The sequence below is a fragment of the Alsobacter sp. R-9 genome, from assembly GCF_054612375.1.
In genome coordinates, this window is the sequence record NZ_JBTSWJ010000012.1 from 109,500 (window position 1) to 131,771 (window position 22,272).

Annotated in this window: 20 protein-coding genes; 3 read left to right on the forward strand and 17 right to left on the reverse strand. The window is 68.2% G+C overall.

Annotation, left to right across the window (positions count from 1 at the left end; translation table 11 throughout):
• Positions 1–672, reverse strand: coding sequence for a response regulator transcription factor (locus tag ACX9GQ_RS18835; protein WP_459631121.1), 672 nt, complete (start codon positions 670–672; stop codon positions 1–3).
• A 128-nt stretch (positions 673–800) separates the two neighbouring features.
• On the opposite strand from ACX9GQ_RS18835, the gene ACX9GQ_RS18840 reads away from it, so the two are divergent.
• Positions 801–1,097, forward strand: a complete 297-nt coding sequence (locus tag ACX9GQ_RS18840; protein WP_459631122.1) for a PepSY domain-containing protein — start codon at positions 801–803, stop codon at positions 1,095–1,097.
• A gap of 56 nt (positions 1,098–1,153) precedes the next feature.
• Here ACX9GQ_RS18840 and ACX9GQ_RS18845 read toward each other — a convergent pair whose 3' ends face one another.
• Positions 1,154–2,737, reverse strand: coding sequence for an MBL fold metallo-hydrolase (locus ACX9GQ_RS18845; RefSeq protein WP_459631123.1), 1,584 nt, complete (start codon positions 2,735–2,737; stop codon positions 1,154–1,156).
• Between the two features lie 78 nt (positions 2,738–2,815).
• Positions 2,816–3,511 carry a VIT1/CCC1 transporter family protein gene (locus ACX9GQ_RS18850; protein WP_459631124.1) on the reverse strand — a complete coding sequence of 232 codons (696 nt, stop codon included), beginning with the start codon at positions 3,509–3,511 and terminating at the stop codon, positions 2,816–2,818.
• 227 nt (positions 3,512–3,738) lie between these two features.
• Here ACX9GQ_RS18850 and bktB point away from each other — a divergent pair, with 227 nt between their 5' ends.
• Positions 3,739–4,920: a beta-ketothiolase BktB gene (gene bktB / locus ACX9GQ_RS18855; RefSeq protein ID WP_459631125.1), complete on the forward strand. Its 1,182-nt coding sequence runs from the start codon at positions 3,739–3,741 to the stop codon at positions 4,918–4,920.
• A 38-nt stretch (positions 4,921–4,958) separates the two neighbouring features.
• Here bktB and ACX9GQ_RS18860 read toward each other — a convergent pair whose 3' ends face one another.
• From ACX9GQ_RS18860 to ACX9GQ_RS18920, 13 genes are all read right to left on the reverse strand, one after another.
• Positions 4,959–5,591 carry a TetR/AcrR family transcriptional regulator gene (locus tag ACX9GQ_RS18860; protein WP_459631126.1) on the reverse strand — a complete coding sequence of 211 codons (633 nt, stop codon included), beginning with the start codon at positions 5,589–5,591 and terminating at the stop codon, positions 4,959–4,961.
• A 364-nt stretch (positions 5,592–5,955) separates the two neighbouring features.
• Positions 5,956–6,966, reverse strand: a complete 1,011-nt coding sequence (locus ACX9GQ_RS18865; protein WP_459631127.1) for an ArsR/SmtB family transcription factor — start codon at positions 6,964–6,966, stop codon at positions 5,956–5,958.
• Positions 6,967–7,016: 50 nt separating this feature from the next.
• Positions 7,017–8,561 carry an arabinosylfuranosidase ArfA gene (gene arfA, locus ACX9GQ_RS18870; protein ID WP_459631128.1) on the reverse strand — a complete coding sequence of 515 codons (1,545 nt, stop codon included), beginning with the start codon at positions 8,559–8,561 and terminating at the stop codon, positions 7,017–7,019.
• A 34-nt stretch (positions 8,562–8,595) separates the two neighbouring features.
• Entirely contained in the window at positions 8,596–9,414 is an 819-nt protein-coding gene (locus ACX9GQ_RS18875) for an ABC transporter ATP-binding protein (protein ID WP_459631129.1), read from the reverse strand.
• The gene (locus ACX9GQ_RS18880) at positions 9,411–10,445 is read right to left on the reverse strand and encodes an ABC transporter ATP-binding protein (RefSeq protein WP_459631130.1); all 1,035 of its coding nucleotides are present in this window, start codon (positions 10,443–10,445) and stop codon (positions 9,411–9,413) included. Before ACX9GQ_RS18880 ends, ACX9GQ_RS18875 begins: the two co-directional genes overlap by 4 nt.
• Positions 10,442–11,308: an ABC transporter permease gene (locus ACX9GQ_RS18885; protein WP_459631131.1), complete on the reverse strand. Its 867-nt coding sequence runs from the start codon at positions 11,306–11,308 to the stop codon at positions 10,442–10,444. Before ACX9GQ_RS18885 ends, ACX9GQ_RS18880 begins: the two co-directional genes overlap by 4 nt.
• A complete protein-coding gene (locus ACX9GQ_RS18890) occupies positions 11,308–12,312 on the reverse strand; it encodes an ABC transporter permease (protein ID WP_459631132.1) in 1,005 nt (334 codons plus the stop codon). The genes ACX9GQ_RS18885 and ACX9GQ_RS18890 overlap by 1 nt, the downstream gene beginning before the upstream one ends.
• 160 nt (positions 12,313–12,472) lie before the next feature.
• Positions 12,473–14,371: an ABC transporter substrate-binding protein gene (locus ACX9GQ_RS18895; RefSeq protein ID WP_459631133.1), complete on the reverse strand. Its 1,899-nt coding sequence runs from the start codon at positions 14,369–14,371 to the stop codon at positions 12,473–12,475.
• Positions 14,372–14,538: 167 nt separating this feature from the next.
• A complete protein-coding gene (locus ACX9GQ_RS18900) occupies positions 14,539–15,477 on the reverse strand; it encodes an SMP-30/gluconolactonase/LRE family protein (RefSeq protein WP_459631134.1) in 939 nt (312 codons plus the stop codon).
• Positions 15,478–15,612: 135 nt separating this feature from the next.
• On the reverse strand, positions 15,613–16,398 hold the full coding sequence (locus ACX9GQ_RS18905) for an SDR family NAD(P)-dependent oxidoreductase (protein ID WP_459631135.1): 786 nt from the start codon (positions 16,396–16,398) through the stop codon (positions 15,613–15,615).
• On the reverse strand, positions 16,388–17,779 hold the full coding sequence (locus ACX9GQ_RS18910; protein WP_459631136.1) for an MmgE/PrpD family protein: 1,392 nt from the start codon (positions 17,777–17,779) through the stop codon (positions 16,388–16,390). Before ACX9GQ_RS18910 ends, ACX9GQ_RS18905 begins: the two co-directional genes overlap by 11 nt.
• Before the next feature lie 14 nt (positions 17,780–17,793).
• Positions 17,794–19,191, reverse strand: coding sequence for an MmgE/PrpD family protein (locus ACX9GQ_RS18915; RefSeq protein ID WP_459631137.1), 1,398 nt, complete (start codon positions 19,189–19,191; stop codon positions 17,794–17,796).
• Positions 19,188–19,979 (reverse strand): phosphosulfolactate synthase, encoded by a 792-nt coding sequence (locus tag ACX9GQ_RS18920; protein WP_459631138.1) that lies wholly within the window; start codon positions 19,977–19,979, stop codon positions 19,188–19,190. Before ACX9GQ_RS18920 ends, ACX9GQ_RS18915 begins: the two co-directional genes overlap by 4 nt.
• A gap of 17 nt (positions 19,980–19,996) precedes the next feature.
• Between ACX9GQ_RS18920 and ACX9GQ_RS18925 the strand changes: the two genes are divergently transcribed.
• The gene (locus tag ACX9GQ_RS18925) at positions 19,997–20,755 is read left to right on the forward strand and encodes a TSUP family transporter (RefSeq protein WP_459631139.1); all 759 of its coding nucleotides are present in this window, start codon (positions 19,997–19,999) and stop codon (positions 20,753–20,755) included.
• A gap of 14 nt (positions 20,756–20,769) precedes the next feature.
• Here the strand turns inward: ACX9GQ_RS18925 and ACX9GQ_RS18930 are convergent, their stop codons facing one another.
• On the reverse strand, positions 20,770–22,269 hold the full coding sequence (locus tag ACX9GQ_RS18930; protein ID WP_459631140.1) for a tripartite tricarboxylate transporter permease: 1,500 nt from the start codon (positions 22,267–22,269) through the stop codon (positions 20,770–20,772).
• Between the last annotated feature and the right edge of the window lie 3 nt (positions 22,270–22,272).

Below are 22,272 nucleotides of genomic sequence, written 5' to 3' on the forward strand. Positions count from 1 at the left end.
TCACGCCGCCGGTCCGGGCGTTCCAAGGCGGTATCCGAGACCGCGGACGGTTTCGATCATGTCGGCGCCGATCTTCTTGCGGAGCCGCGCGATGTGAACCTCGATCGTGTTGCTCTCGACCTCCGCGTCGAACGAGTAGAGGCGCTCTTCCAGTTGCGTCTTGGACAGCAGGGTGTGGGGGCGCTGCACGAAGGCCTCGAACAGCGACCACTCTCGCGCGGTGAGCTGGACCGGACGGCCCTGCCGGCGAACGGACCGCGCCGCAAGGTCGATTTCCAGATCGCCGATGCTGACGAGCGGGTTCGGATTGCCGGCGTAGCGCCGGCCTACGGCATTGATCCGCGCCGACAGTTCGAAGAGGTCGAACGGCTTGACCAGATAGTCGTCTGCCCCGGCATTCAATCCGGCGATGCGGTCCGATATCTGGTCTCGGGCCGTCATGATGATCACCGGCGTCACGTCGCCCGCCAGTCGCCGTCCCTTGAGGAAGTCGAGGCCCCGGCCGTCAGGCAGCATGAGGTCGAGCAGCACGAGGTCGAACACGGCCGCACGGATGGCGGAATCGGCGTCCCCGAGCCGCTGCAGCCAGTCGACGGAGTGACCGTCCGCGACGAGTTGGTCGCGCACGGCCATGCCCAGAACGGCGTCGTCTTCGATCAGCAGGATTCTCATGCGTCGGCTCCGGTGGCAGGATAGCCCGTTGCCGACGGCGACGGCGTGCGGAAAAACCTGTACGGCCTTCAGGCCGGCGTCAGGTTGGCGTGTCAGTCTCTCCGCTCGACGATCGCGAGGGGTGGCGGATGGGCGTGAAGCGAACGGCGGTCGCGGCCTTGCTGCTGATGATGTTGGACACTTCTGCGGTCCTGGCCGGGCCTCGTTGTCGCGTGGCCCTGAGCGAATGGCAGCCGCGGGACGCACTTCAGGCGAAGCTGGAGAAGGACGGATGGACCGTTCAATCCATCCGCACGGATGACGGCTGCTACAAGGTCCGGGGCGTGAGCCCTTCCGGCGAGCGCAGAAGCGCCCTGTTCAATCCCGCGACGCTGGAGCGCGTCGGGCGGCGCGATGACGACGAGCAGGACGACCGTGACGATTGACCGGGTGGGAAGCCGCTTGTGGAATCAACGGCGGCGGCACGTGTGCTGCGGTCGCGTCAGTCCAGATCGAGGGCGCGGCGCAGTTTGCGGATGATGATCCGGCGAACTCGTTCATCCGCAGCGTCGCGGACGGCTTCATCGATGTCGAGGAGAAGCCGGGACAGGTCGTTGTGCCAGTCCAGCCGCGCGATCTGGTCCGGCCTGAGCCGGCCCGGCTCGCCCGTTTCGACGAGCACCGCGCCCTGCGCGGTCAGCGTGTAGGTCGCATCGAGACCGGGCGTGATGATCCGTTCCGCATCGACGAGGCTGGAGACGCGGGTCTTCAGCGCCGTGATTGCCGGCTCTTCGCCATGCACGAGGAACAGGTTCCGGCGGATCGGGAGGCGTGCCTCGACCCAGTCGGCAAGCTCCGGTGCGTCAGCATGACCGGAGTAAAGATCCAGGGACCGTATCCGGGCCCTTACGTCGATCTGCTCGCCCTGGATCCGCACGCGCGATGCGCCGTCCTGCAGGATGCGGCCGAGGGTGCCCTGGGCCTGGAAGCCCACGAGCAGCACCGTTCCCGTTTCGCGCCAGAGCCAGTCCTTCAGGTGATGCCGGATGCGTCCGGCCTCGCACATGCCGCTGGCCGCGATCACGATGTGAAATCCGCGGGTGCGGGCGATCGACTTGCTCTGCTCCGCCGTCTCTGTGAACCGCACGTGGCGGGAGTTCAGGGCACGCACGAGGGCGTCGCCGTTCTCGCCTTCACCCGCGTGAGCCTCGAACACGGCACTGGCCCGCATCGCCAGGGGACTGTCGATGAAGATCGGCGCCGCCGGGACGTCGCGGGCCTCGATGAGGGTGACGAGGTCGACCAGCAGTTCCTGAGTCCGTTCGACCGCAAAGGACGGGATCAGGAGAGCGCCACCCTCGGCATGGGCGGACAGCACCTCCTCCTTCAGCAGCCTGCGTCGGACGTCCGGTGACGTGTCCTCGCGGTCGCAATCGCCGTAGGTGGCCTCGCAGACCACGTAGTCGAGCTCACGAGGCCCTTCCGGATCGTGTCGCAGCAGCTTGTTGGCGGGCCCGATGTCTCCGGAAAACAGGATGCGCGTCATCTCTCCGCCCTCGGTGACCTCGACCTCGATGGAGGCCGATCCGAGGAGATGCCCGGCGTTCCAGAACCGCGCCTTCAGGCCCGGCGCAGCCTGGATCCAGCGCCCCGCCTGGACGGTTCTGAAGTGCCGCATGCAGGCTTCCGCGTCCTCTGCCGTGTAGATGGGTTCGACCGCCTTCGCCCCTCCACGACGCGCGCTTCGCCGGTTGAGTTGCTCGACCTCGATCTCCTGGATGTGGCCGGAATCGGGGAGCATGACGGAGCACAGGTCCTTCGTCGCAGGCGTCGCCAGGATCGTGCCCGCGAAGCCCTCCCTTGCGAGCCGGGGCAAGAGCCCGCTGTGGTCGATGTGGGCATGCGTGAGCAAGACGGCCTGGATCGACCGTGGTGGGAACGGTAAGGCCCGGTAGTTGAGCTCCTTCTCGGTCTTGGAGCCCTGGAACAGCCCGCAATCGACGAGGATGCGGGCGTCTCCCGTTTCCAGTTCGAAGCAGGACCCCGTCACGCCGAGAGCGGCGCCGTGGAAGCTGAGCCTGGCCATCGGACGTCCTCGCTTGGACCGGTGTCAGGAAAGGCTATCACGCTCCGCGGCGTCGAAGACACCGCGGCCTTGGCCTGCTCAGACGGCCCTTCCCACCAGGGCGCCGATCAAGGCGGTCGCCCCCATCGCGACGGCGCCCCAGAAGGTGACGCGCAAGGTCGGCCTGACGATGCCAGCACCCCCGGCGCGGGCGCCCAGTGCACCAAGCCCGGCCAAGGCGAGGAGCGACCCGCCCGACACCACGAGGCTGGTCCATTGCTGCGGCGCGAGCACGGCGAGGAGGAGCGGCAGCACAGCGCCCGACGCAAAGGTGAAGGCGGAGGTGAATGCCGCCTGTACGGGACGAGCGGCACCGTGCTCGGCGATCCCGAGTTCATCGCGCACATGAGCCGCGAAGGCATCCTTGCGCGTCATCTGCTCGGCGACGACACGCGCCACCGCAGGTTCCACGCCGCGATCGACGTAGATCCGGGTGAGTTCGTCCAGTTCGGCTTCCGGCGTGGTGTCCAGTTCGCGGCGCTCCCTTGCCATGTCGGCCTGTTCCGTGTCGGCTTGTGAGCTCACGGAGACGTACTCGCCCGCGGCCATCGACATGGCGCCGGCCACCAGGCTTGCAACACCCGCCACGATGACCTCGCCCGGTCCGGCAGCAGCCGCGGCCACGCCGACCACGAGGCTGGCCGTGGAGATGATGCCGTCATTGGCCCCGAGGACGGCCGCCCGAAGCCAGCCGATGCGCTCGATGAGATGGGCCTCGCGGTGCAGGGGGTGCATGATCTTCTCCGGGGAACGGACTTTCCGGAAGGATCGCCCGGCGCGGGCCTGCCGTCGATGACGGGCATCAATCGGCATGGATTGCCGCGATATTGTTCCGTCCCCACACGTCGCACCGTAGAGGAATCGACGGTCCTGCTGCTGTGGAGGGGCCCGGCGGATTTCGGTTGTGACCGGTTCTACCGGCGGGTAGGAACGAAGAGGTGCCAGTCAGGGAGTGGTCGCCCATGCGCAGCGTCGTCATTGCCAGCGGGGTCAGGACCGCGATCGGAACCTTTCAGGGCTCTCTCCGCGACAAGGCACCCGGCGAACTCGGCGCTGCGGTTGCGGCGGAAGCCATGGCCCGTGCCGGCGTGGCGCCCGAGGCGGTCGAGCACGTGGTGTTCGGCAACGTCATCCAGACGGAGCCGAAGGACATGTACCTGTCGCGAGTGGCTGCGATCGGCGCCGGCATTCCGAAGGAGAGCCCCGCGCTCACGTTGAACCGCTTGTGTGGATCCGGCCTCCAGGCGGTGATCTCGGCCGCCCAGATGATCATGCTGGGGGATGCCGAGGTCGCGCTCGCCGGAGGGGCCGAGTGCATGTCGCGAGCGCCTCACACCACCCAGGCGCTACGGACGGGCGTGAAGATGGGTGACCTCTCCTTCGTCGACATGCTCGTCAATGCGCTCACCGATCCGTTCGGCGCGGGCCATATGGGGGTTACGGCCGAGAATGTGGCGGCAAGGCACGGCATCACACGGGAGGCGCAGGACCGGTTTGCGGCCGAGAGCCAGAGGCGGGCGACCGAAGCCATCGACGCCGGTCGCTTCCGTTCGCAGATCCTCGGCGTGGAGGTGCGCAAGGGCCGGGAAACGGTGATGTTCGCCGAGGACGAGCACCCGAAGCGCGGTACGACGGAAGAGACCCTGGCGGGCCTGCGTCCGGTGTTCAAGAAGGACGGCACGGTGACGGCCGGCAATGCGTCCGGCATCAACGACGGCGCGGCAGCGGTCGTGCTGATGACGGAAGAGCGTGCGCAAGCGCTGGGACGCGCTCCGCTCGGCCGGATCACGGGCTATGCCTTTGCCGGCGTCGAGCCGTCGGAGATGGGCATCGGCCCCGTTCCCGCGGTGCGGGCCCTGATGGAAAAGCTCAAGCTCAGGGTGGACGACTTCGACGTGATCGAGTCGAACGAGGCCTTCGCCGCCCAGGCCTGTGCCGTGAGCAAGGAACTTCGCTTCGACGCAGCCAAGGTCAATCCAAACGGTGGAGCGATCGCCCTCGGTCATCCCGTGGGGGCCACGGGCGCGATCATTCTGGTCAAGGCCCTCTACGAGCTTGAGCGCACCGGTGGCCGGCGGGCCCTTTGCACGATGTGCATCGGCGGTGGGCAGGGCATCGCGCTGGCAATCGAACGGGCCGGCTGACGCCGGTCACCACTCCGGCGATGCAATCGCGGCAAGCGTCAGGCCCTTGTCCGTGAGCGGCGAGGCTTCGTTCTCGCGCCGGCTAGGGCGAGGATGAGCTTCGCCATCTCGGCTGACAGGTCGCGGACGCCAAGGCGTCCGGACGGGCGGTACCAGACATAGGCCCAGCTCACGAGGCCTCCGATCGCGAGCGCGGCGAGATGGGGATCGGCGACATCGAACTCGCCGCTGTCCACGCCCTTCTGGAGGAGTGCCGTCAGCTTGCGGTCGAACTCCCGCCGCTTCTCGTTGATGCGAGCATAGGCTGCCGGTTCGAGGTTCTTTTCCTCGCGAGTCAGCACGGCGATGTGCTTCTGGTTGTCCAGCACCGACGCGACGAAGCTTTCGGACAGTCGCTGGAGTGTCTCGGTCGGCTTCTGGCCCAGGGCGAGTGCCGCGTCGACGGCGGCCAGCGACGAGTTGATCCCGCGTCCGCAGATCTCTGCAAGCAGCTCGGACTTGGAGCTGAAGTAGGCGTAGATGAACGGCTTGGTGACGCCGAGCTGTTCGGCCACGGCGTCGAGGGTCGTGTTCTCGTAGCCCCGTTCGTAGAACAGCTCGACTGCGGCCGCAATGGTCCGCTCACGCTTCAGCGCCGCGACTTCGTCCTTGATGCCCAAGGGTGAGGCCACTGAGTTCACTGGTGGTTTCCAAAGCTTCTCATCGGTAAGACACCCTACTGGAGTCCTTGCCGAGCGTCCAGTGGCTGCGATTGAGCTCCTTCAGAAGGAGGCTTCCTTGGCGGGCCGGGCGATACCGACGCCGCGAGGTGCCGGGTGGCGGCCCGTGCGATCGAGATCGTCGGCCATCCTTCCCGCCCTGCCCGCTGGTGTACGGCGCGGGCGGCACAATGCCGACCCTCTGGGCTTTCCGGGCGCGGGATCGCGACGGATCTGCGATCGTGGATGCCGGAAAATCTCGCTGCGCGACGTCATGGCGGAGATGATCCCTCGCGCTGGCCAGCATCACGCTCGCCGAGAGGGTCGCGCAGTCCCGCTAGCCGGGACTCCGCAGGTTCAGTCGCATCACGATATCCTGGTTGTGATTGCCGAACCCCCGGCCGAAGATGTTGACGCCGCCGGGACGGCTTCCGTCGTCGTCGATGCCGATGCGCATGCGGATCGAGTGGTGCTCCGGCAGCCGGAGGCGGTCGATGGTGACGTCGCTCAGCTTTTCGCCTGCCAGCCACGTTCCGCGGGCGTCGATCGTCCAGCGCGTCAGGATCCCGTACTGAGAACCCTCCAGCTTCCACCACCGCGGCGTGTAGGTGCCGCGGCGGTCGCCGTAGTCGCCGGGTGACGTCCAGGTCCCGACTTTCACCTCGTTCACCCACAGGCTGATGTCCGAGGGCCAGTTGGTGTTGGTGCCCGGCACCTCCGACGAGAGCTCCATGATGAACTCGAGCGACTCGACCGGCTTGTTCAGCACTTTGGCATTGTTGGGGAACTTGTACTCGACGTGTCCCCTTCCGAACCAGATCAGGGCCGCCTGGACGCGGCAGGGATCGAGGAACAAGTCCGGGACGTCGAGCACACCCATGATGCTCTCCGTCGAGCACAGGCCGCACGGCGCCGACACGTTGCAGCTCGTGTAGAGGCCGAGCGGCATCTCGACCTCGATGACGTTCTGGTCGCGGTTCGTGGGCTCGGGATCCAGCCGGACGACGATCTCGTCGAAACGGGCCGTGCAGACCTTCTGCTGCCCCTTTGTCGCCTTGCCCACGGTGGTGTCGATGAGTTCCGACTCCTCCAGGATCTGAACGTTGGCGGCGATGGTCGACTGCGGCAGGCCCAGCGCATCGGCGATCTGGTTGACATTGAGCGGCCCCTGCTCGCGCAGGAGCCGCAGGATCCTGACGCGGACCGGGGACGCCAGTCCGCGCAGCACGCCGAACTGGCGCTCCGGATTGACGACGAGGAAGCGGCGGCCGTGCTTGGCCTCCTCGGTCGCCTTGGCCTGCTTCCGGCGTCCCGTCGTTGCCGGTCGCCTGTCCTGCCGGTCCAGCATTTCGTCCCCCGCGGGTGCGCCCGCCCGTTCGGGCGCACCGGCTCCATACCTTATTGTGCCGCGAGCTTCACGACTGTCCACGAAGCTGGCTTCAGCCGGGCCCGCACGTTTCCCCCGTCGACTGTGACGTCGCGCGTCGTCACCGGCGAGACCGCGTCGGGCCGGTCTTTGGTGTTGACCGCCTTCAGGTCGTCGTGGCGCAGCTCGGTCGCTTCCGCGACCGCGAGGCGTCCGAAGTTCCGGGCGTCGATCGAGACGTCGAGCTCCTGGGTCAGGTCGCGGTTCAGCAGGAACAGGGCGACACCCCCGTCGTCCGAGGCCACGGCCGAGACCTTCAGGTAGGGCGTGTTCGGCATGGGGAAGTAGAGGTCCTGCGCGCCGCGCGGGTCGTAGTAGCTCGCAGCGTAGGTCTCGGACTCGACGCGCGTGCGCAGCACGCTGCCACGCCCGAGCCGGCTCATCTGGGCGAAGGGCCAGAAGATCGTCTGGCGCCACGCGGGTCCGCCGGTCTCCGTCATGATCGGTGCGATGACGTTGACGAGCTGCGCCAGGCAGGCCGCCTTCACCCGGTCGGCGTGGTTGAGCAGGGAGATCACCGCGCCACCGAAGGCGAGCGCATCCTCCATGGTGTAGATTTCCTCGAGGATCGGCGGCGCGATGGGCCAACCCTCCTTGACGCGATCCTCCCGCCGGCGGCGCGTCCGGTACCAGACGTTCCACTCGTCGAAGCTCAGCATGATCCGGCGGTTCGACCGGCGGCGCGCCGCGACGCCGTCGGCGATCGCCACGACCTCCTCGATGAACTGGTCCATGATGTCGGGAGACGCGAGGAAGCCGCCCGTGTCGCCGGCATAGTTGTTCAGGTAGGTGTGCAGCGAGATGTACTCGGCATGCTCGAAGGTGTGCTCGAGGACCTCGTCCTCCCAGCGTCCGAAGGTCGGCATGTTGCGGCCGGAGGATCCGCAGGCGGCAAGCTCAATGCTGGGATCGATCCAGCGCATCATCTTGGCCGCTTCCTTGGCCACGAGGCCGTACTGCGTGGCGGTCTTGTATTCCATCTGCCAAGGGCCATCCATCTCGTTGCCCAGGCACCAGAACTTGATCCCGTGCGGCTTCTCCCATCCATGGGAGCGGCGCAGGTCCGACCACGCGGTTCCGCCGGGATGGTTGCAGTACTCGACGAGGTTGCGCGCCGCATCGCCGCCCCGCGTACCGAGGTTCACGGCAAGCATCGGCTCGACGTCCGCCGCGCGGCACCAGTCCACGAACTCGTTGGTGCCGAAGGTGTTCGGCTCGGTGGTGAACCAGGCGAGGTCGAGGCGCTTCGGCCGCTTCTCGACGGGACCAACCCCGTCCTCCCAGTTGTAGCCGGAGACGAAGTTGCCCCCGGGGTAGCGCATGATCGTGGGGCCGAGCTCCTTGACGAGTGCCAGCACGTCGCGCCGGAACCCGCGTTCGTCGGCGGTCGGATGGCCCGGCTCGAAGATGCCGCCGTAGACGCAGCGGCCGAGGTGCTCGACGAAGGCGCCGAACAGGCGCGGATCGGTGCGGCCGATCGCGAAATCGCGGTCGAACATCACGGTGGCTCGTCTCATGGCAGGCTCCGGCGGGCTCGAGGGAGGGAAGGGGTCATGGCGCGTCAGCCACCGTGACCGTGTCGGGCAGGAGCACGGCCTCGCGCAGCTGCCGCGAATAGGGATGTCGGGGCGCGGCGAGCACGGTGCGGGCGTCGCCGGATTCCACCACCTCGCCCTTCTGCATGATGATCAGCCGGTCGCTGATGTAATAGGCGGTGGCGAGGTCGTGCGTGATGTAGATGATCGAGATGCCGAGGTCGTCGCGCAGTGCACGGAACTGGTTGACGATGGCCATCCGCAGCGAGGCGTCGACCATGGACACCGGCTCGTCGGCGACGATGAGCCTGGGCTGCGAGATCAGGGCCCGGGCGATGGCGATGCGCTGCAGCTGCCCGCCCGAGAGTTCGTGAGGAAAGCGCCCGCGGGCTTCCGCCAGGGAGAGGCCGACCTGCTTCAGCGCCTTGTCGGCAAGCGCCTCCTCCTCGCCTGCCGAGGCCGCGCCGGCGAAACGGCGCGCCGTCAAGAAGAGGTAGTGGTCGAGCCGCTTCAGCGGATTGAACGCCTCGAACGGGTTCTGGAAGATCGGTTGCACGCGGGCCATGAAGGCATGCCGTGCCGCGGCGCCCGCAATGGTGGCGATATCATTCCCTTCCAGCAGGATCCGGCCGCTCGTCGGCTGGTGCAGACCGAGAATCATCCGGGCCAGGGTCGATTTGCCGGAGCCCGACTCGCCGATGACCGTGAAGATTTCGGGTCTGGACGCCCCGACCTCGAAACTCACCTCGCGGACGGCATCGACGCGGCGGCGCGAGAGGAGCCCCCCGCGGGTGAAGACCTTCGAGACGTTCTCGACGGAGAGGAGCGTGGTCACAGCGCGCGCTCCCCGCTGACGGCGTGGCAGGCGACTCGGTGACCGGGCCGTTCCTCGACCATGCGCGGCACCGCGGAACGGCAGACATCCATGGCGATCGGGCAGCGCGGGTGGAACCGGCAGCCGGACGGCGGGTCGGCGAGGCTGGGCGGGCTCCCTTCCAGTCCCTTGCGGGGCGTGTCGTCCCCGATCCGCGGCAGGCTGGCGATGAGGTGCTTCGCGTAGGGATGGAGCGGCCGGGCGAAGAGTTCCCGGGTCGGCGCCTCCTCGACGAGGCGACCCGCATACATGATGCCGAGCCTGTCGGTGAGGTGGGCGTGCACGCCCATGTCGTGGGTGACGAACAGGACCGACGACTGCATCTCCCGCTGGATGCCGCGCAGCATGCCCAGCACGTCCTTCTGCACCAGCACGTCGAGCGCCGTCGTGGGTTCGTCCGCGATGATGAAGTCCGGCCGGCAGATCGTCGCGAGCGCGATGGTGACGCGCTGACGCATCCCGCCCGAGAGCTCGTGCGGGTAGGCCTGCAGCACCGACGGGTCGAGGCGAACGCGCGCGAGGTGGTCGCGGACAGCCGTGTCGAAGCCGGTGCCGGGGCCACCCATGTGCCGGGCAGCGAAGTCGCGGAACGTGCTCCTGATCCGCCGCAGCGGGTTCAGCACGTTCATCGACCCCTGCATGATGTAGGAGAGATGCTTCCAGCGGACGCGCGCGGCCTCCTCTGGAGGCGCTGCGTGCAGGCCTGCGGTCCCCTTGAGGAACGAGAACTCGATCGTTCCGCCCACCATTTCGAGCGGCGGCTTGATGAGTCCGGCCACCGTCTTGATGAGCGTGGTCTTGCCGGAACTGGACTCGCCGGCGAGACCGTAGATCTCGTTGCGGCGGACGTCGAAGGTGATCCCGTCCACCGCCTTCACGTCGCGGTTCACGCCGAAGTAGCGGGTGCGGAAATGCGCCTGCAGATCGCGCACGCGCAGCACCGGCTGAGTTTCCGCGACCGTTGGGGCTTGAACCTGAACCGGCGCGCTCATGCCCCGCCTCCCCCGACCCGCGCCAGCCGGCTCCGGGGATCGATGTACTCGTTCATCGACACGGCGAGCAGGTAGAGCCCGACGAAGGCCATGACGACGAAGATGACCGGGAAGGCGATCCACCACCAGATGCCCGCGACGATCGCCGTGTGCTGGTTGGCCCAGTAGATCATGCCGCCGATGGTCGGCGTGTTGATATCGGTGAAGCCGAGCACCGACAGCGTCACCTCCAGGCCGATCGACCAGTTCATGTTGTTCATCGTCGTCGAGAAGACGATCGGCATGACGTAGGGCAGGTGCTCACGAACCAGGATCTCGCGCGTCGTCATGCCGGAGAACACGCTCGTCTGCGTGAACTCGCGCGTCTTCAGGCTCATCGCGACGGACCGGATCAGGCGTGCGTCGTAGGCCCAGCCCAGGCAGGCCATGATGACGGCGAGCAGCGCCCACGACATGGCGTCGCGCAGCACGAAGTAGAACAGGATCAGGATGGGGAAGAGCGGGATGACGATGAAGGTGTCGTTCAGCGACATCAGCGCCCGGTCCACCCAGCCACCCTTGTACCCGGAGAGCAGGCCGACGACGAGCGAGATGACGCGGGAGAGGATCGCGACCACGAAGCCGAAGGCGAGCGTGTTGCGCAGCGCGAAGGTGAGCTGCCAGAAGACGTCCTGCCCGCGCGACGTGGTGCCGAACCAGTGTGCTGCGGACGGCGGCACGTCGGGCGCCACCACGTAGACGTCGACGGGCGAATAGGGCGAGACGAAGGACAGGCCCGCCATCACGAGCACGACGCCGACCAGCACGATGCCGATGCGGAACTCGATGTTGTAGCGGATGAGGTCGCGCAGGATCGCCAGCATCACGACACCTGCACGCGCGGATCGAGGAGCGGGTAGAGCAGGTCGATGGCGAGCACGCACACCGACACGCCGAGGATCGAGACCGTCGTGACCCCGAGGACGAGCCCGTAGTCGCCGGCGTAAACGGCATCGACCAGCAGCGAGCCAAGGCCGGGATAGCCGAACACCTTCTCGGTGATGACCGCGCCGTTGAAGATGCCGCCAAGCGACATGGCGAGGCCCGTCACCTGCGGCACCAGCGCGTTGCGCATCACGTAGGAGGAGAGGATACGGCGGCTGTCGACGCCGGCGACCTCGGCATAGACGACGTAGTCCTCGGTGACCACGTTCGAGACGAGCGAGCGCATCCCGAGGAACCAGCTGCCGAGGCCCAGCAGGATCAGCGACAGGGCGGGCAGAATCGAGTGCTTGATGACGCTGCTGACGAAGGGCCAGTTCCAGCCCTGCTCGAGGTTCATGGCCGAGCCGCCGCCGATCGGCAGGATCGGCCAGAGAAATCCGAAAGCGACGAGCAGCGCCAGAGCGACGATGTAGTAGGGCACCGGGTGCAGGGCCATGGCGACGATGCCCATGGCCTTCAGGCTGCGGTTCTTCTGGTAGTAGCCGGCAAGGCCGCCCAGCAGGTTGCCGAGCACCCAGGTGATCAGGGTCGAGATGATCAGGAGGCCCGCCGTCCACGGCAGCGCGCGGCCGATAAGCGTCGAGACGGGCGTCGGGAAGGCGGAGAGGGACGGTCCGAAGTCGCCGCGCAGGATGCGGCTCCAGAACGTGACGTACTGCTCCCAGGGCGAGCCCTTGAGTCCGTAGAGCTCCTGCAGGGACCGTCGCATCTGCTCGATCGCATCGGGGGCGGTGTTGCCGAACGACGTGACGGCGGAAATCGATTGCTCGACCGGGTCGATCGGCGTCGCGTGCGTGATCACGTAGGCGAGGTTCACGCCGATGAAGACGACCAGCGCGAACTGGCCGATCCGCTTCGCGAAGTAGGCGAGATAGCCCTGCATCGTGAACCGTGCGCGAGGAGGGGAGAGTAGCCGAACATCGCCTCGGCCACGGCCTCGCCCCGAGGAGCGGGACAGGAGGCGCCGAGGGGAGCGCGGCCGATGGCTTGCGTCTTGAACAGGGGCAGGGCGCCCGTCCCGCGAGGGACGGGCGCCCTCGCCGTCAGTTCGCCGGCTTGATCTTCACGAACATGTAGCGGGAGTTGCCCCAGTTCGTGACCGGGTTCGCGTAGGGGTTGTCCGCCGTCGGCCAGCCCGTCCAGTAGGTCGTGTCCATGGCGGTGAAGACGTTGTAGGCCATGAGCGGGATGATCGGCATCTCGCGCACCATGAGCTTCACGTACTCCTTGCCGATCTCCACGCCCTTCGGGTCATCGAAGCTGATCGTGCGGGTCTGCTCGATGAGCTTGTCGAGATCGGGGTTGGACCAGCGCTGCCAGTTGCGCAGCGGCTGCGGCTTGCCGGGCTCGGCGACGAACTGGGAGTGCCAGCTGTCCATGAAGTAGGACAGGTCGTTGTGGCCGCCCCAGGTCTCGACGCTCCAGCCGATGAAGCTGTCGAAGTCGCCGGCCGCGCGCCGCGTCAGCAGCGTGCCCTGGGCGAGGTCGACCTTGGCGTCGATGCCGAACTGCCGCCACTGCTGCACGATCATCGTGCCGGCCCGGGTCATGACCGGACGCAGGTCGCCCTCGACCATAAGCCGGACCGAGAACGGCTTGCCGTCCGGCCCCATCCACTGGTTGCCCTGCTTCTTGTAGCCGGCGCGCTCGAGAAGCTCGGTCGCGGCCTGCGGATCGGGCTTCCACCAGCCCGTGCCGAAGGCGCGCGCGATTTCGTTGGCGTCACCGGGAATCTGCTCGCCCATGCTCGGCCGCAGCATCTCCGCGATCTGCTTTCCGACGGTGGGGTCGTACGGCTTGATCTTCCGCTTGCCGGTGTCGAGCTCGAAGTCCTTCAGCCAGGCCTCCATCGGGAAGTGGTACGCGTCGGGGTGAATGCCCGTCGGCGGCACGGCGATGGCGGAGATCGTGGCGGCGCCGCGGTAGGCGGCCATCACCACGGCCTTGGGATCGATGAGCAGGGCCAGGGCCCAGCGGACGTCCTTGTTCTTGAAGTGCTCGTTCTGCGTGTTGAAGACGACAGACGGGAGCGTCGGATCCGGATGACCGTACGGGAAGCCCTTGAACCACGCCCGCGTCGACTTGCCCTGCTTGGCGAGCGTGAACATGCCCTCGGGCGCGATGTCGTGGATGACGTCGAGCTCGTGGTTGAGCTGGGCGATGACGCGCTTGTCCGGCGGGCCGGGATCGACGTAGGCGAGGTAGCGGGGTGCCGGCTGGCCAAAGCGGCCGAGCGTCGTGCGCTGCCAGTCCTCGCGCCGCTGCCAGATGTACCACTTCCCGTCAGGGTCGAAGCTGTGAAGGGTGTACGCGCCCAGCGATACCGGCTTGTTGAAGTCGAACTTGACCGGATCCTCGACCTTCTCGAACACGTGCTTGGGCAGGATCCAGATACCGCCCCAGCGCACGGTGAAGTTGGCGTGGAAGCGCGAGTTCGGCTTCTTCAGCTTGAAGATGACCGTCTCGGCATCCGGCGTCTCGACGGACGCAACGTTGTTGGCAAGCACCGCGGAGAAGCGCATCGCCGGGTTCTTGATCTGGATGTCGACCGTCGCCTTCACGTCGGCGGAGGTGAATTCGACACCGTCGCTCCAGAAGATTCCGCGCCGCAGCTTCACGCGCATCTCGGTGAAGTCGGCGTTGTAGACGGGCTTCTCCGACGCGAGCGAGTTGTCCCAGGCGCCGTCCAGCCCCTTCTCGGGGTCGATGTACCAGAGCGTGTCGAGCGCCACCTGCTGGAGCCCGTTCGACTGGCTGCCGGCGTTGATCGCCCAGATGTTGAACCATCCGGCGTTCTTGATGGTGCCCTCGGGGTTCTCGAGGATCACCAGTTCCTTGCGGGGAATGTTCTGCGGGATGCCCTGCGCCTCGGCGGGCGAAACGAGGGCCCAGACCGGTGTCAGCGCGCACGCAGCCACCAGCATCGCACGGATGCGTTTCATCGTTTCCTCCTCCAGTGAAACGGTGCCTCCGGCACTCGTTGGGCTGAGTCTAACCTGTCCGCATCGCCATCATCAACAGACTGGCCAGTGTGTACCAGAACATCGGATACGAAGCCCGGGCGGCGCGGGCGCTCGCGCTTCTTCGGCGGGCGGTCTCTCCCGGCTGATCAGCAGGGCGCCATGCCGCGTGTGTTGACGTAGAGCGCGTAGAGGGACTGGCTCGCCGCCATGAACAGCCGGTTGAGCTTCGGCCCGCCGAAGCACAGGTTGGCGCACCGCTCCGGGAGCCGGATCCGGCCGATGGGCGTTCCTTCCGGATTGAACACCATCACCCCGTCGAGGGCGTCGCTCCCCATCCCCCAGCCACACCACAGGTTGCCGTCGACGTCACAGCGGATGCCGTCCGGAGTGCCGCCGGGGCCGGCGTCGACGAAGAGCCGCTGGCGTCTCAGGCAGCCTCCGTCCACGTCGAAGGCGACGATGCGCCGTGTCGGCACCGCGCGGGATTCGACGAGGTAGAGAGTGCTCTCATCCGGCGAGAAGCAAAGTCCGTTGGGTCCGAGCAGTCCTTCGGCAACCACGTCGAGGCGGCCGGTCGCGGGATCGAGCCGGTAGACGTTCTGGGGAAGTTCCGGCTCCGCCCGGTCACCCTCGTAGTCCCCGGCAATGCCGAAGACGGGATCGGTGAACCATACGGCCCCGTCCGACGCCACGACGACGTCGTTGGGCGAGTTCAGCCTCCGGCCCGCGTGGGCGTCGGCGAGGACCGTGACGGTGCCGTCGAGTTCCGTGCGCGTGACGCGGCGTCCGCCGTGCTCGCAGGTCACCAGGCGGCCCTGCCGGTCCCGGGTGTTGCCGTTGGCGTAGCGGGACGGCGAGCGGAACACGCTCACGGCACCGCTCGCCTCGTCCCACTTGAGGATCCTGTTGTTTGGGATGTCGCTCCAGAGGAGGTGCCGGGCGTCACCGAACCAAACGGGCCCCTCGGCCCAGCGGCTGCCGGTCCAGAGCCGCTCCACCGCGGCGCTGAAGAGGCGATAGCGTTCGAAGCTGGGATGCAGCGTCTCGATCCGCGGATCGGGATAACGCTCGGCCGGTTGCCACATGGCAGCATCTCCGGGGCAATGTCATCGCGCGAGGCGTAGACCGAAAGGGTCGCCGCGTCGAGCGCCGCCGATCTGCCGTGAGCGAAACGGCCCCGCGGGCCCCGTGCCCCAGCAGGACGGCGGCGCAGGCTCTGGCTAGGGCAGATAGGTGCCGCCGTTCACGTGGATCGCCTGCCCGGTGACGAACGCCGCGGTGGGCCCGCACAGGTAGCGCACCATTCCGGCAACCTCCTCCGGTCGTCCGCGCCGTCCGAGCAGGATCTTCCGCTCGGCATGATGGGCTGCCTTTGCGGGATTTGAACCCCCGCGGACGGTGTCGATCATGCCCGGGACGACGCAGTTGGCCGTGACCCCGTGTTCCGCGAGATCGTGCGCCAGCGCCTTCGTGAAGCCGACGAGTCCCGCTTTCGCGGTCACGACATGGACGCGCTCCGGGGCGCCGCTGTGGCCGGTCATGCCGCCGATGTTGACGATGCGACCTCCACCGGTGCCCGCACGGGCGAGGATGTGCGGCAGCGCCGCGCGGGTTGCCAGGAACGCGCCGTCGAGCGTCGCGCCCATGATCTCCCGCCATGCGGCGTAGTCGATGGTTTCGATCCGCCCTTCGCGCCGCAAGGCCGCGTTGTTGACGAGGATGTCGAGCCCGCCCAGGGCCTTCACTGCCTCGCCGACGGCCGCGTCCGCCGCCGCGGGATCGGCGAGGTCGCCGGTGACCACGACGGCGCGCGCACCCGTCTCGCGGACCAGCCGGGCGGTCTCGTTGGCTTCGTCCACAGCTGCCCGGGTATGGATCGCGACGTCCGCGCCCCCCTCGGCGAGGGCCAGGGCAATGGCCCGACCGATGTTGCGGGCGGCGCCGGTGACGAGCGCGATGCGGCCGGAGAGCTCCCGGGAGCCGGTCGCGGGAGATTCAGCGGTCATGGGCGACCTCCTTGAGGAACGAGACGTCCGCCTGCCGGGGAAGATCGAGGAGCGCCTCCAGCACGCGTTCGGAGGCCGCAGGGTCCACGCCACCGAAGCGCGTGTTGGCATGATATTTCGCGAGGATCTCCTCGCTCGACATCGGCTCGCGCACGCCGCCCCTCAGGCAGCCCTGGCGAGCTTCGACGACACTTCCGTCGCGTCGCGTCACCCGAACGTGTCCGGTGTAGTTCGCCGGATATTCGTTGTCGGGATCGATCACGTAGGTCACGCGCGCCGCCAGTCCACGGATGCGGGGATCGGCGATGCGCTCCTCGGTGAACTGCGCCAGACCGGCGTCGCCGTCCACGAGGGCGACGGCGACGCAGTAGGGCGTGCTGAACTTGGCACCGTAGGGTGTCGGCGGTGCCTGCTTCAGTGCCAGGGGCTCCCACAGGCGGTGCACGGTGCCCTCGCCCACGGAGCAGACGATCTCCGCGACGTCCTCCGGCTCTAACCCGTTTCTCCGGAGGGACAGGGCGCAGTCGATGTAGGGTTGCGTCATCGTCCCGCAGGCGTAGGGCTTGAAGGCGACGTCTGCCGCCACCCAACGCGCGCCGAGTGCGTCGACGAGAGGCGCGAAGTTCGGCTTCAGGGATGGCGCGAAGGCCTTGAAGAGGCCGTGGGTCCCCTCGAACACGGTCGCCGGGCCGTCGAAGCCCGCCCGCGCGAGCATGGCGGCGCGGAGGCCGGCCATCGCTGCCCAGCCGGCATGCATGCGCTTCGTCGAGGACCCGTCGGCGAGATACTCGATGATGCCGGATGCGGCGCTGCCCGCGATGCCGAAGGCGTGGCGGGTACGCTCCGCATCGAGGCCCATCGCGCGCGCCGCGGCGCCGGCTGCGGCCAGCGTGCCGAGTACCGAGGTGGGATGGAAGCCCGCCGCGTGCACGCCTTTCTTGGCGACGAGACCGAGCCGGCACATGACCTCGATCCCGGCGGCCATCGCCGTGACCACGGTCCGTCCGTCGAGCCGATCGCGCTCCGCGAGCGCCATCACGGCCGGAACGATCACCGCGCCGGAATGCACCGGGCAGCCCTCGAAGGTGTTGTCGAAGTCCTCGCCATGCGCGGCGACGCCATTGGCGAAGGCCGCTCCGCCGGCGTCGAGACCGCGCGTGCGGCCGAGCACGGTGCAGGGGCCATCGGCGTCGCAGCTGTCCACGACTGCCCGAGCGTAGCTTTCGTGGCGCGCCGAGAGACTGAGGCCGATGGTGTCGACGGCAGTGGCCGTGACGGCGGTCACCGCGGGTTGGGAAACGTCCTCGAAACGCAGGCCCGAGATCCACTCGGCGAGCCGGGCGGACAGGGTGTTTGCGGCTGAGACGGTCGGCGCGTCCATGGCGGCTCCGGAGATCAGGCGGACCTCAGCGCCGAGAGCGCAGAGAGATCCGGAAGGCGGGGAAGCGAGAGGCACAGGTCGAGGAGCCGCTCGGCGAACGCGGGCGACAGACCGCCGTAGTCGACATTGCCGCGGAACTTGACGAGCAGGTCGTCGCGCGTGAGCGGCGCGTGGCGGCCCCCGCGCATGTGCGGACGCCGTATCTCGAAGATGCGGCCGTCCCGAAGCGTGGCGCGGACGTGACCCGTGTAGTCGACGGGGTAAGGGTTGCCGGGGTCGATCACGTACCGGATGCGCTGGGCCAGAGACAGGATGCGCGGGTCGCCAGCCTTCTCGTCGGTGAACTGCGCGAGCCCCGCGTCGCCTTCGAGGAAGCCGACGGCCATGCCGAAGGGCATCGAGAACTTGGCAGCATAGCCGGATGGCGGGCGATGCTTGTCGGCGAGCGGCTCCCACAGCCTGTCAACGGGCCCCTCCGCGGCCTCGCAAACGATCTCCACGATCTCGTCGGCCCGCACGCCCGACGCCGCCAGCTCGATCATGCAGTCGATGTACGGGTGGATCATCGTCCCGCAGGCGTAGGGCTTGAACGCGATGGCATCGAGGAGGAACCGCTCGCCGATTCCGTCCAGCAGGGCGGGAAGGTTCGCTGGCGCATCGCGGCCGAACACGCGGAAGACGTTCCGGCGACCCTCGAATACCGTCCGGGGACCGACGAATCCGGCCTGTGCGAGCATCGCTGCGCGGTAGCCCGAGTGAGCGGCCCAGCCCGGGTGGAGACGCTTGGTCCAGGCGCCTTCCGTCAGGAACTCGCCGATGCCGGACGCGAAGCTTCCGGCGATGCCGAGGGCGCGCGCGAGCTGGAAGGCGTCGAGGCCGAGCGCGACCCCGGCGCCCGCGGCGCCGCCGATAGCGCCGAGCACGCCCACCGGATGGAATCCGGCCTTGTGGATGGCTCCGGGCACCACCTGGTTCACCCGGCACACCGTTTCGAGACCGGCGACGATGCCCATGAGCGCGTCGCGGCCGCTGCGCCCGTGCCGTTCGCATGCGGCGAGAACCGCGGGGATGACCATGGCCCCGACGCGGATCGGCGCGCCCTCCAGCGTGTCGTCGAAGTCCTCTCCGTGGATGGCGGTGCCGTTGACAAGCGCGGCACCCGCCGCGTCCAGCCCGCGGTCGTGACCGATGGCGGTGCACCGACCCTCGCCATCCCATCCGGCCAGCAAGGCGGCGATGTAGTCGGATTGGCGCGCGGCGACGCACAGGCCGGCGGCGTCGAGAAGGTCGTTGAGGGCGATGTCGATCGTGCGGGACGGCAGATCCTCCGGACGAAGCGCGACCAGACGCTCCGCGAAGCGCTCCGCCAGCGCTTCGCCGGGGGCGATCTTCCGGGGTGCTTCGCCGCTCATGCCTTGCCTCCGTCACGCCGCCTGCCCGCGAGGGCCGATTTCCGCAGACCGAGACGCAGCAGTTCCAGCGCGACGGCCTGGTCGTCCTCGATGTCGAGGCTCACGTCCGCGCCGAAGGTGCGGACGTAGAATTCCTGCGTCGGGGCGTCCTTCGCCTGGAAGATGAGGCCTTCATGGCCGAACGCGGCGACGATCTGTTCGATCAGCTCCCTTCGGGGCTCCTCCACGGCTTCGGTGATCCCCTCCGCCTGGACCAGCACGCGCCACGGCGAGGCGGAGCGGAGCCGTTCGATCTCCCGGAGGATGCCGCCCTCCGGGGTCGGGCGCGGATCCGTGCCCTTCCGCCCAGCCTCGGCGACGACGAGGAGACCGGCGTCGCTGGCCAGCGACACGAGCCGGATCTTCTCCTCGATGGGCATCAGAACCTGTGCGCTCGACACCTCCACGCCATCGGCGCCAAGCTGTCGAACCGCCGCGAGGTAGCGCGCCTCGTCGCCCTGGAGCCATGCCGCCTCGCTGGCGTCGCCGGCGAGGAATACGCGGATGCCTGCCGCGTGAAGCATCTCGATCTTGCGTCGCAGGATGCGCTCCGGCAGCACTCGCCAGTGGCCGATGGCGAACTTCACCCAGTCGACGTGTTCACCGGCCGTCGCGATCAGGTCGGCGATGCGATGTTCGCCGTAGCCGCGGTCAGCGACGATGGTGAGCCCGGCCTCGCGGGGCTTGGATCGCCGTGCAGCGCCTTCTATGAAGCCGAAGGGCGACGCGCCCTGATGTCCCGCCGTCATGCTGCCACTCCGATCCGATGCCTGAAGCGACGACTTTTCCCGATGCCGCCGCGCTTGCCCTGCTTGCGCTCTCGGCCACGGTGGCGGGCGCCTTCGGTGCCGTGTTCGGCCTTGGCGCAGGGGTCCTGCTGTCCTTTGCCGTGTCCGCCGTCTACGGCGTCGATGCCGTGGTGCCGATGATCACGACAGCGATGCTCGTGGCGAATGCCGGGCGCATCGTCGCCTATCGCGGCGCCGTGGAGGGCCGCACCCTCGCTGTGGCGCTGGCCGCTGCCGCGCCGGCCGCCGTGGCCGGTGCCCATGTGCAGGCGTCCCTGCCGGCCTGGGCGGTGGCGGGGGCCATCGGCCTGATCCTCGTCGCCTCGGTCCCCATTGGCCGAATGGCCCGCGCGCGAAACCTCAGCCTCTCGCCGATCTCGCTCGCCCTGCTGTCCGCCGCGCTCGGCCTCGTCGGCAGCCTCGGCATCAGTGCAGGCGCGCTTGCCATCCCGGTGCTGCTCGGGGCGGGTCTGGCCGGACCGGCGCTCATCGCGACCGACGCTGCTCTCGCCGTCGGCACGTCGATCGTCCGCACGGGCACGTTCGCCCTGCTCGGCGTCCTCACGCCCGACCGGCTGCTTGCCGCGCTCGCCATCGGTGCCGCCACCCTTCCCGGGGCATGGCTGGGTGCCATGCTGGTGCGCCGCGCGGGCGTGCGGCGGCATGCGCTCGCCGTCGAGGCCTTCGCGCTCGTCGCCGGCATCCTCTACCTCTGGCAGGCGCTGCGTCTTGCCTGAAACGCGGGGCTCCATCATGATCCCATCGCGGCCAGGCGGGCCTTTCGCGCGTCCATGACCTCCCGCACGAGCGCGACGACGACGAAGAGCACCGCGACGATCAGGAGGCCGATGGCAATCGGATCCTCGAGGAAGATCGCGTGGTCGCCACCCGAGAGCATGAGCGAGCGGCGATAGTTCGCCTCCACCAGCGGACCCAGCACGACGCCTAGGACGGCCGGCAGGAAGGGGAAGCCGGACAGCTTCATGAGGTAGCCGACGAGCCCGCCGAACAGCACGAGGCCGACATCGAACATGGTCCCGTTGATCGTGTAGATGCCGGACAGGACAAGGGCGAACACAACGCCGGCGAGGTACGGTCGAGGCCGGTTCACCAGCCAGATGCAAAGCGGCAGGATGACGATGCCGACCGCGATCTGCGCCAGGATCGCGACCAGCGAGCCCGTGTAGAGGCCGATCACCACGTCGGCGTTCTGCTCGAACAGGCGAGGCCCGGGCATGAGCCCGTGGATCAGCAGTCCGCCGAGCAGCACCGCGGCCGAGTTCGAACCCGGGATGCCGAAGCTGAGCAGCGGGATGAGCGCCGTGCTGGCGACGGTGTTGTTGGCCGCCTCCGGCGCCGCGATGCCCTCCGGCGAGCCCTTGCCGAACTCGTCCGGATGCTTCGACCAGCGCCGCGCCTCGTTGTAGGACAGGAACGCTGCGATCGAGCCACCGCCGCCCGGCATCAGGCCCTCGAAGGTCCCCACGCCGGAGCCGATCAGCTGCGGCTTCAGGAGCCGGCGCATCATCGGCAGGGAGGGAAGGCGCAGGCGGATCGCCTGCTTGAGGGCCTCGCCCACCCCCGCTCCGCCCGACTGCAGCAGGAGCTCGCTGACCGCGAAGAGGCCGACCATGACCATGATCGGCTTCACGCCCGAGAGGAGCTCGGGAATGCCGAAGGCGAACCGGCTCACGCCCGAGATGGGATCGGACCCGACCGTCGCGACCATGAGGCCGACGATGGCCGAGGCGAGCGCCTTGAGCAGGGAGCCGCCGGCCAAGGACGCGATGATGCTGAGGCCGAGGATGCCGATGGCGAAATACGACATCGGCTTGAAGAGGAGCGCGATCCGCGACAGCGGCTCGGTGAGGAGGACAAGCAACGCGAGCCCGATCAGGCTCCCCACGACGCCGGACCACAGCGAGATGCCGAGCGCCTCGCCCGCCTTTCCCTGCCGGTTCATCTCGTAGCCGTCGATCACCGTCGCGGCGGCCGAGTTCGTGCCTGGCGTCCGGATCAGGATCGCGGGGATTGAGCCGCCGTACTCCGCGCCGATGTAGACGGACGCCAGCAGCACGATAGCCGACATCGGATCGAGCGTGTAGGTGAACGGCAGCACCAGCGCCATGGTGATCGACGCGGAGATGCCCGGCATCGCGCCGCCGATGATCCCCCACACGAGGCCGACCAGGGCGGCCGGGATGAGCGGGGTGGTGACGAGGAGCGTGAGAGCCCTGAGGAGATCGTCCACGGC

Excerpts from the sequence above, each read along its gene's own strand:
- ACX9GQ_RS18845 (WP_459631123.1), bottom strand. The coding sequence starts at position 2,737 with ATGGCCAGGCTCAGCTTCCACGGCGCCGCTCTCGGCGTGACGGGGTCC.
- ACX9GQ_RS18895 (WP_459631133.1), bottom strand. The coding sequence starts at position 14,371 with ATGAAACGCATCCGTGCGATGCTGGTGGCTGCGTGCGCGCTGACACCG.
- ACX9GQ_RS18915 (WP_459631137.1), bottom strand. The coding sequence starts at position 19,191 with ATGAGCGGCGAAGCACCCCGGAAGATCGCCCCCGGCGAAGCGCTGGCG.
- ACX9GQ_RS18920 (WP_459631138.1), bottom strand. The coding sequence starts at position 19,979 with ATGACGGCGGGACATCAGGGCGCGTCGCCCTTCGGCTTCATAGAAGGC.
- ACX9GQ_RS18880 (WP_459631130.1), bottom strand. The coding sequence starts at position 10,445 with ATGAGCGCGCCGGTTCAGGTTCAAGCCCCAACGGTCGCGGAAACTCAG.
- ACX9GQ_RS18925 (WP_459631139.1), top strand. The coding sequence starts at position 19,997 with ATGCCTGAAGCGACGACTTTTCCCGATGCCGCCGCGCTTGCCCTGCTT.
- ACX9GQ_RS18905 (WP_459631135.1), bottom strand. The coding sequence starts at position 16,398 with ATGACCGCTGAATCTCCCGCGACCGGCTCCCGGGAGCTCTCCGGCCGC.
- ACX9GQ_RS18885 (WP_459631131.1), bottom strand. The coding sequence starts at position 11,308 with ATGCTGGCGATCCTGCGCGACCTCATCCGCTACAACATCGAGTTCCGC.
- ACX9GQ_RS18900 (WP_459631134.1), bottom strand. The coding sequence starts at position 15,477 with ATGTGGCAACCGGCCGAGCGTTATCCCGATCCGCGGATCGAGACGCTG.
- bktB (WP_459631125.1), top strand. The coding sequence starts at position 3,739 with ATGCGCAGCGTCGTCATTGCCAGCGGGGTCAGGACCGCGATCGGAACC.
- ACX9GQ_RS18850 (WP_459631124.1), bottom strand. The coding sequence starts at position 3,511 with ATGCACCCCCTGCACCGCGAGGCCCATCTCATCGAGCGCATCGGCTGG.
- ACX9GQ_RS18910 (WP_459631136.1), bottom strand. The coding sequence starts at position 17,779 with ATGGACGCGCCGACCGTCTCAGCCGCAAACACCCTGTCCGCCCGGCTC.
- ACX9GQ_RS18865 (WP_459631127.1), bottom strand. The coding sequence starts at position 6,966 with ATGCTGGACCGGCAGGACAGGCGACCGGCAACGACGGGACGCCGGAAG.
- ACX9GQ_RS18890 (WP_459631132.1), bottom strand. The coding sequence starts at position 12,312 with ATGCAGGGCTATCTCGCCTACTTCGCGAAGCGGATCGGCCAGTTCGCG.
- arfA (WP_459631128.1), bottom strand. The coding sequence starts at position 8,561 with ATGAGACGAGCCACCGTGATGTTCGACCGCGATTTCGCGATCGGCCGC.
- ACX9GQ_RS18835 (WP_459631121.1), bottom strand. The coding sequence starts at position 672 with ATGAGAATCCTGCTGATCGAAGACGACGCCGTTCTGGGCATGGCCGTG.
- ACX9GQ_RS18840 (WP_459631122.1), top strand. The coding sequence starts at position 801 with ATGGGCGTGAAGCGAACGGCGGTCGCGGCCTTGCTGCTGATGATGTTG.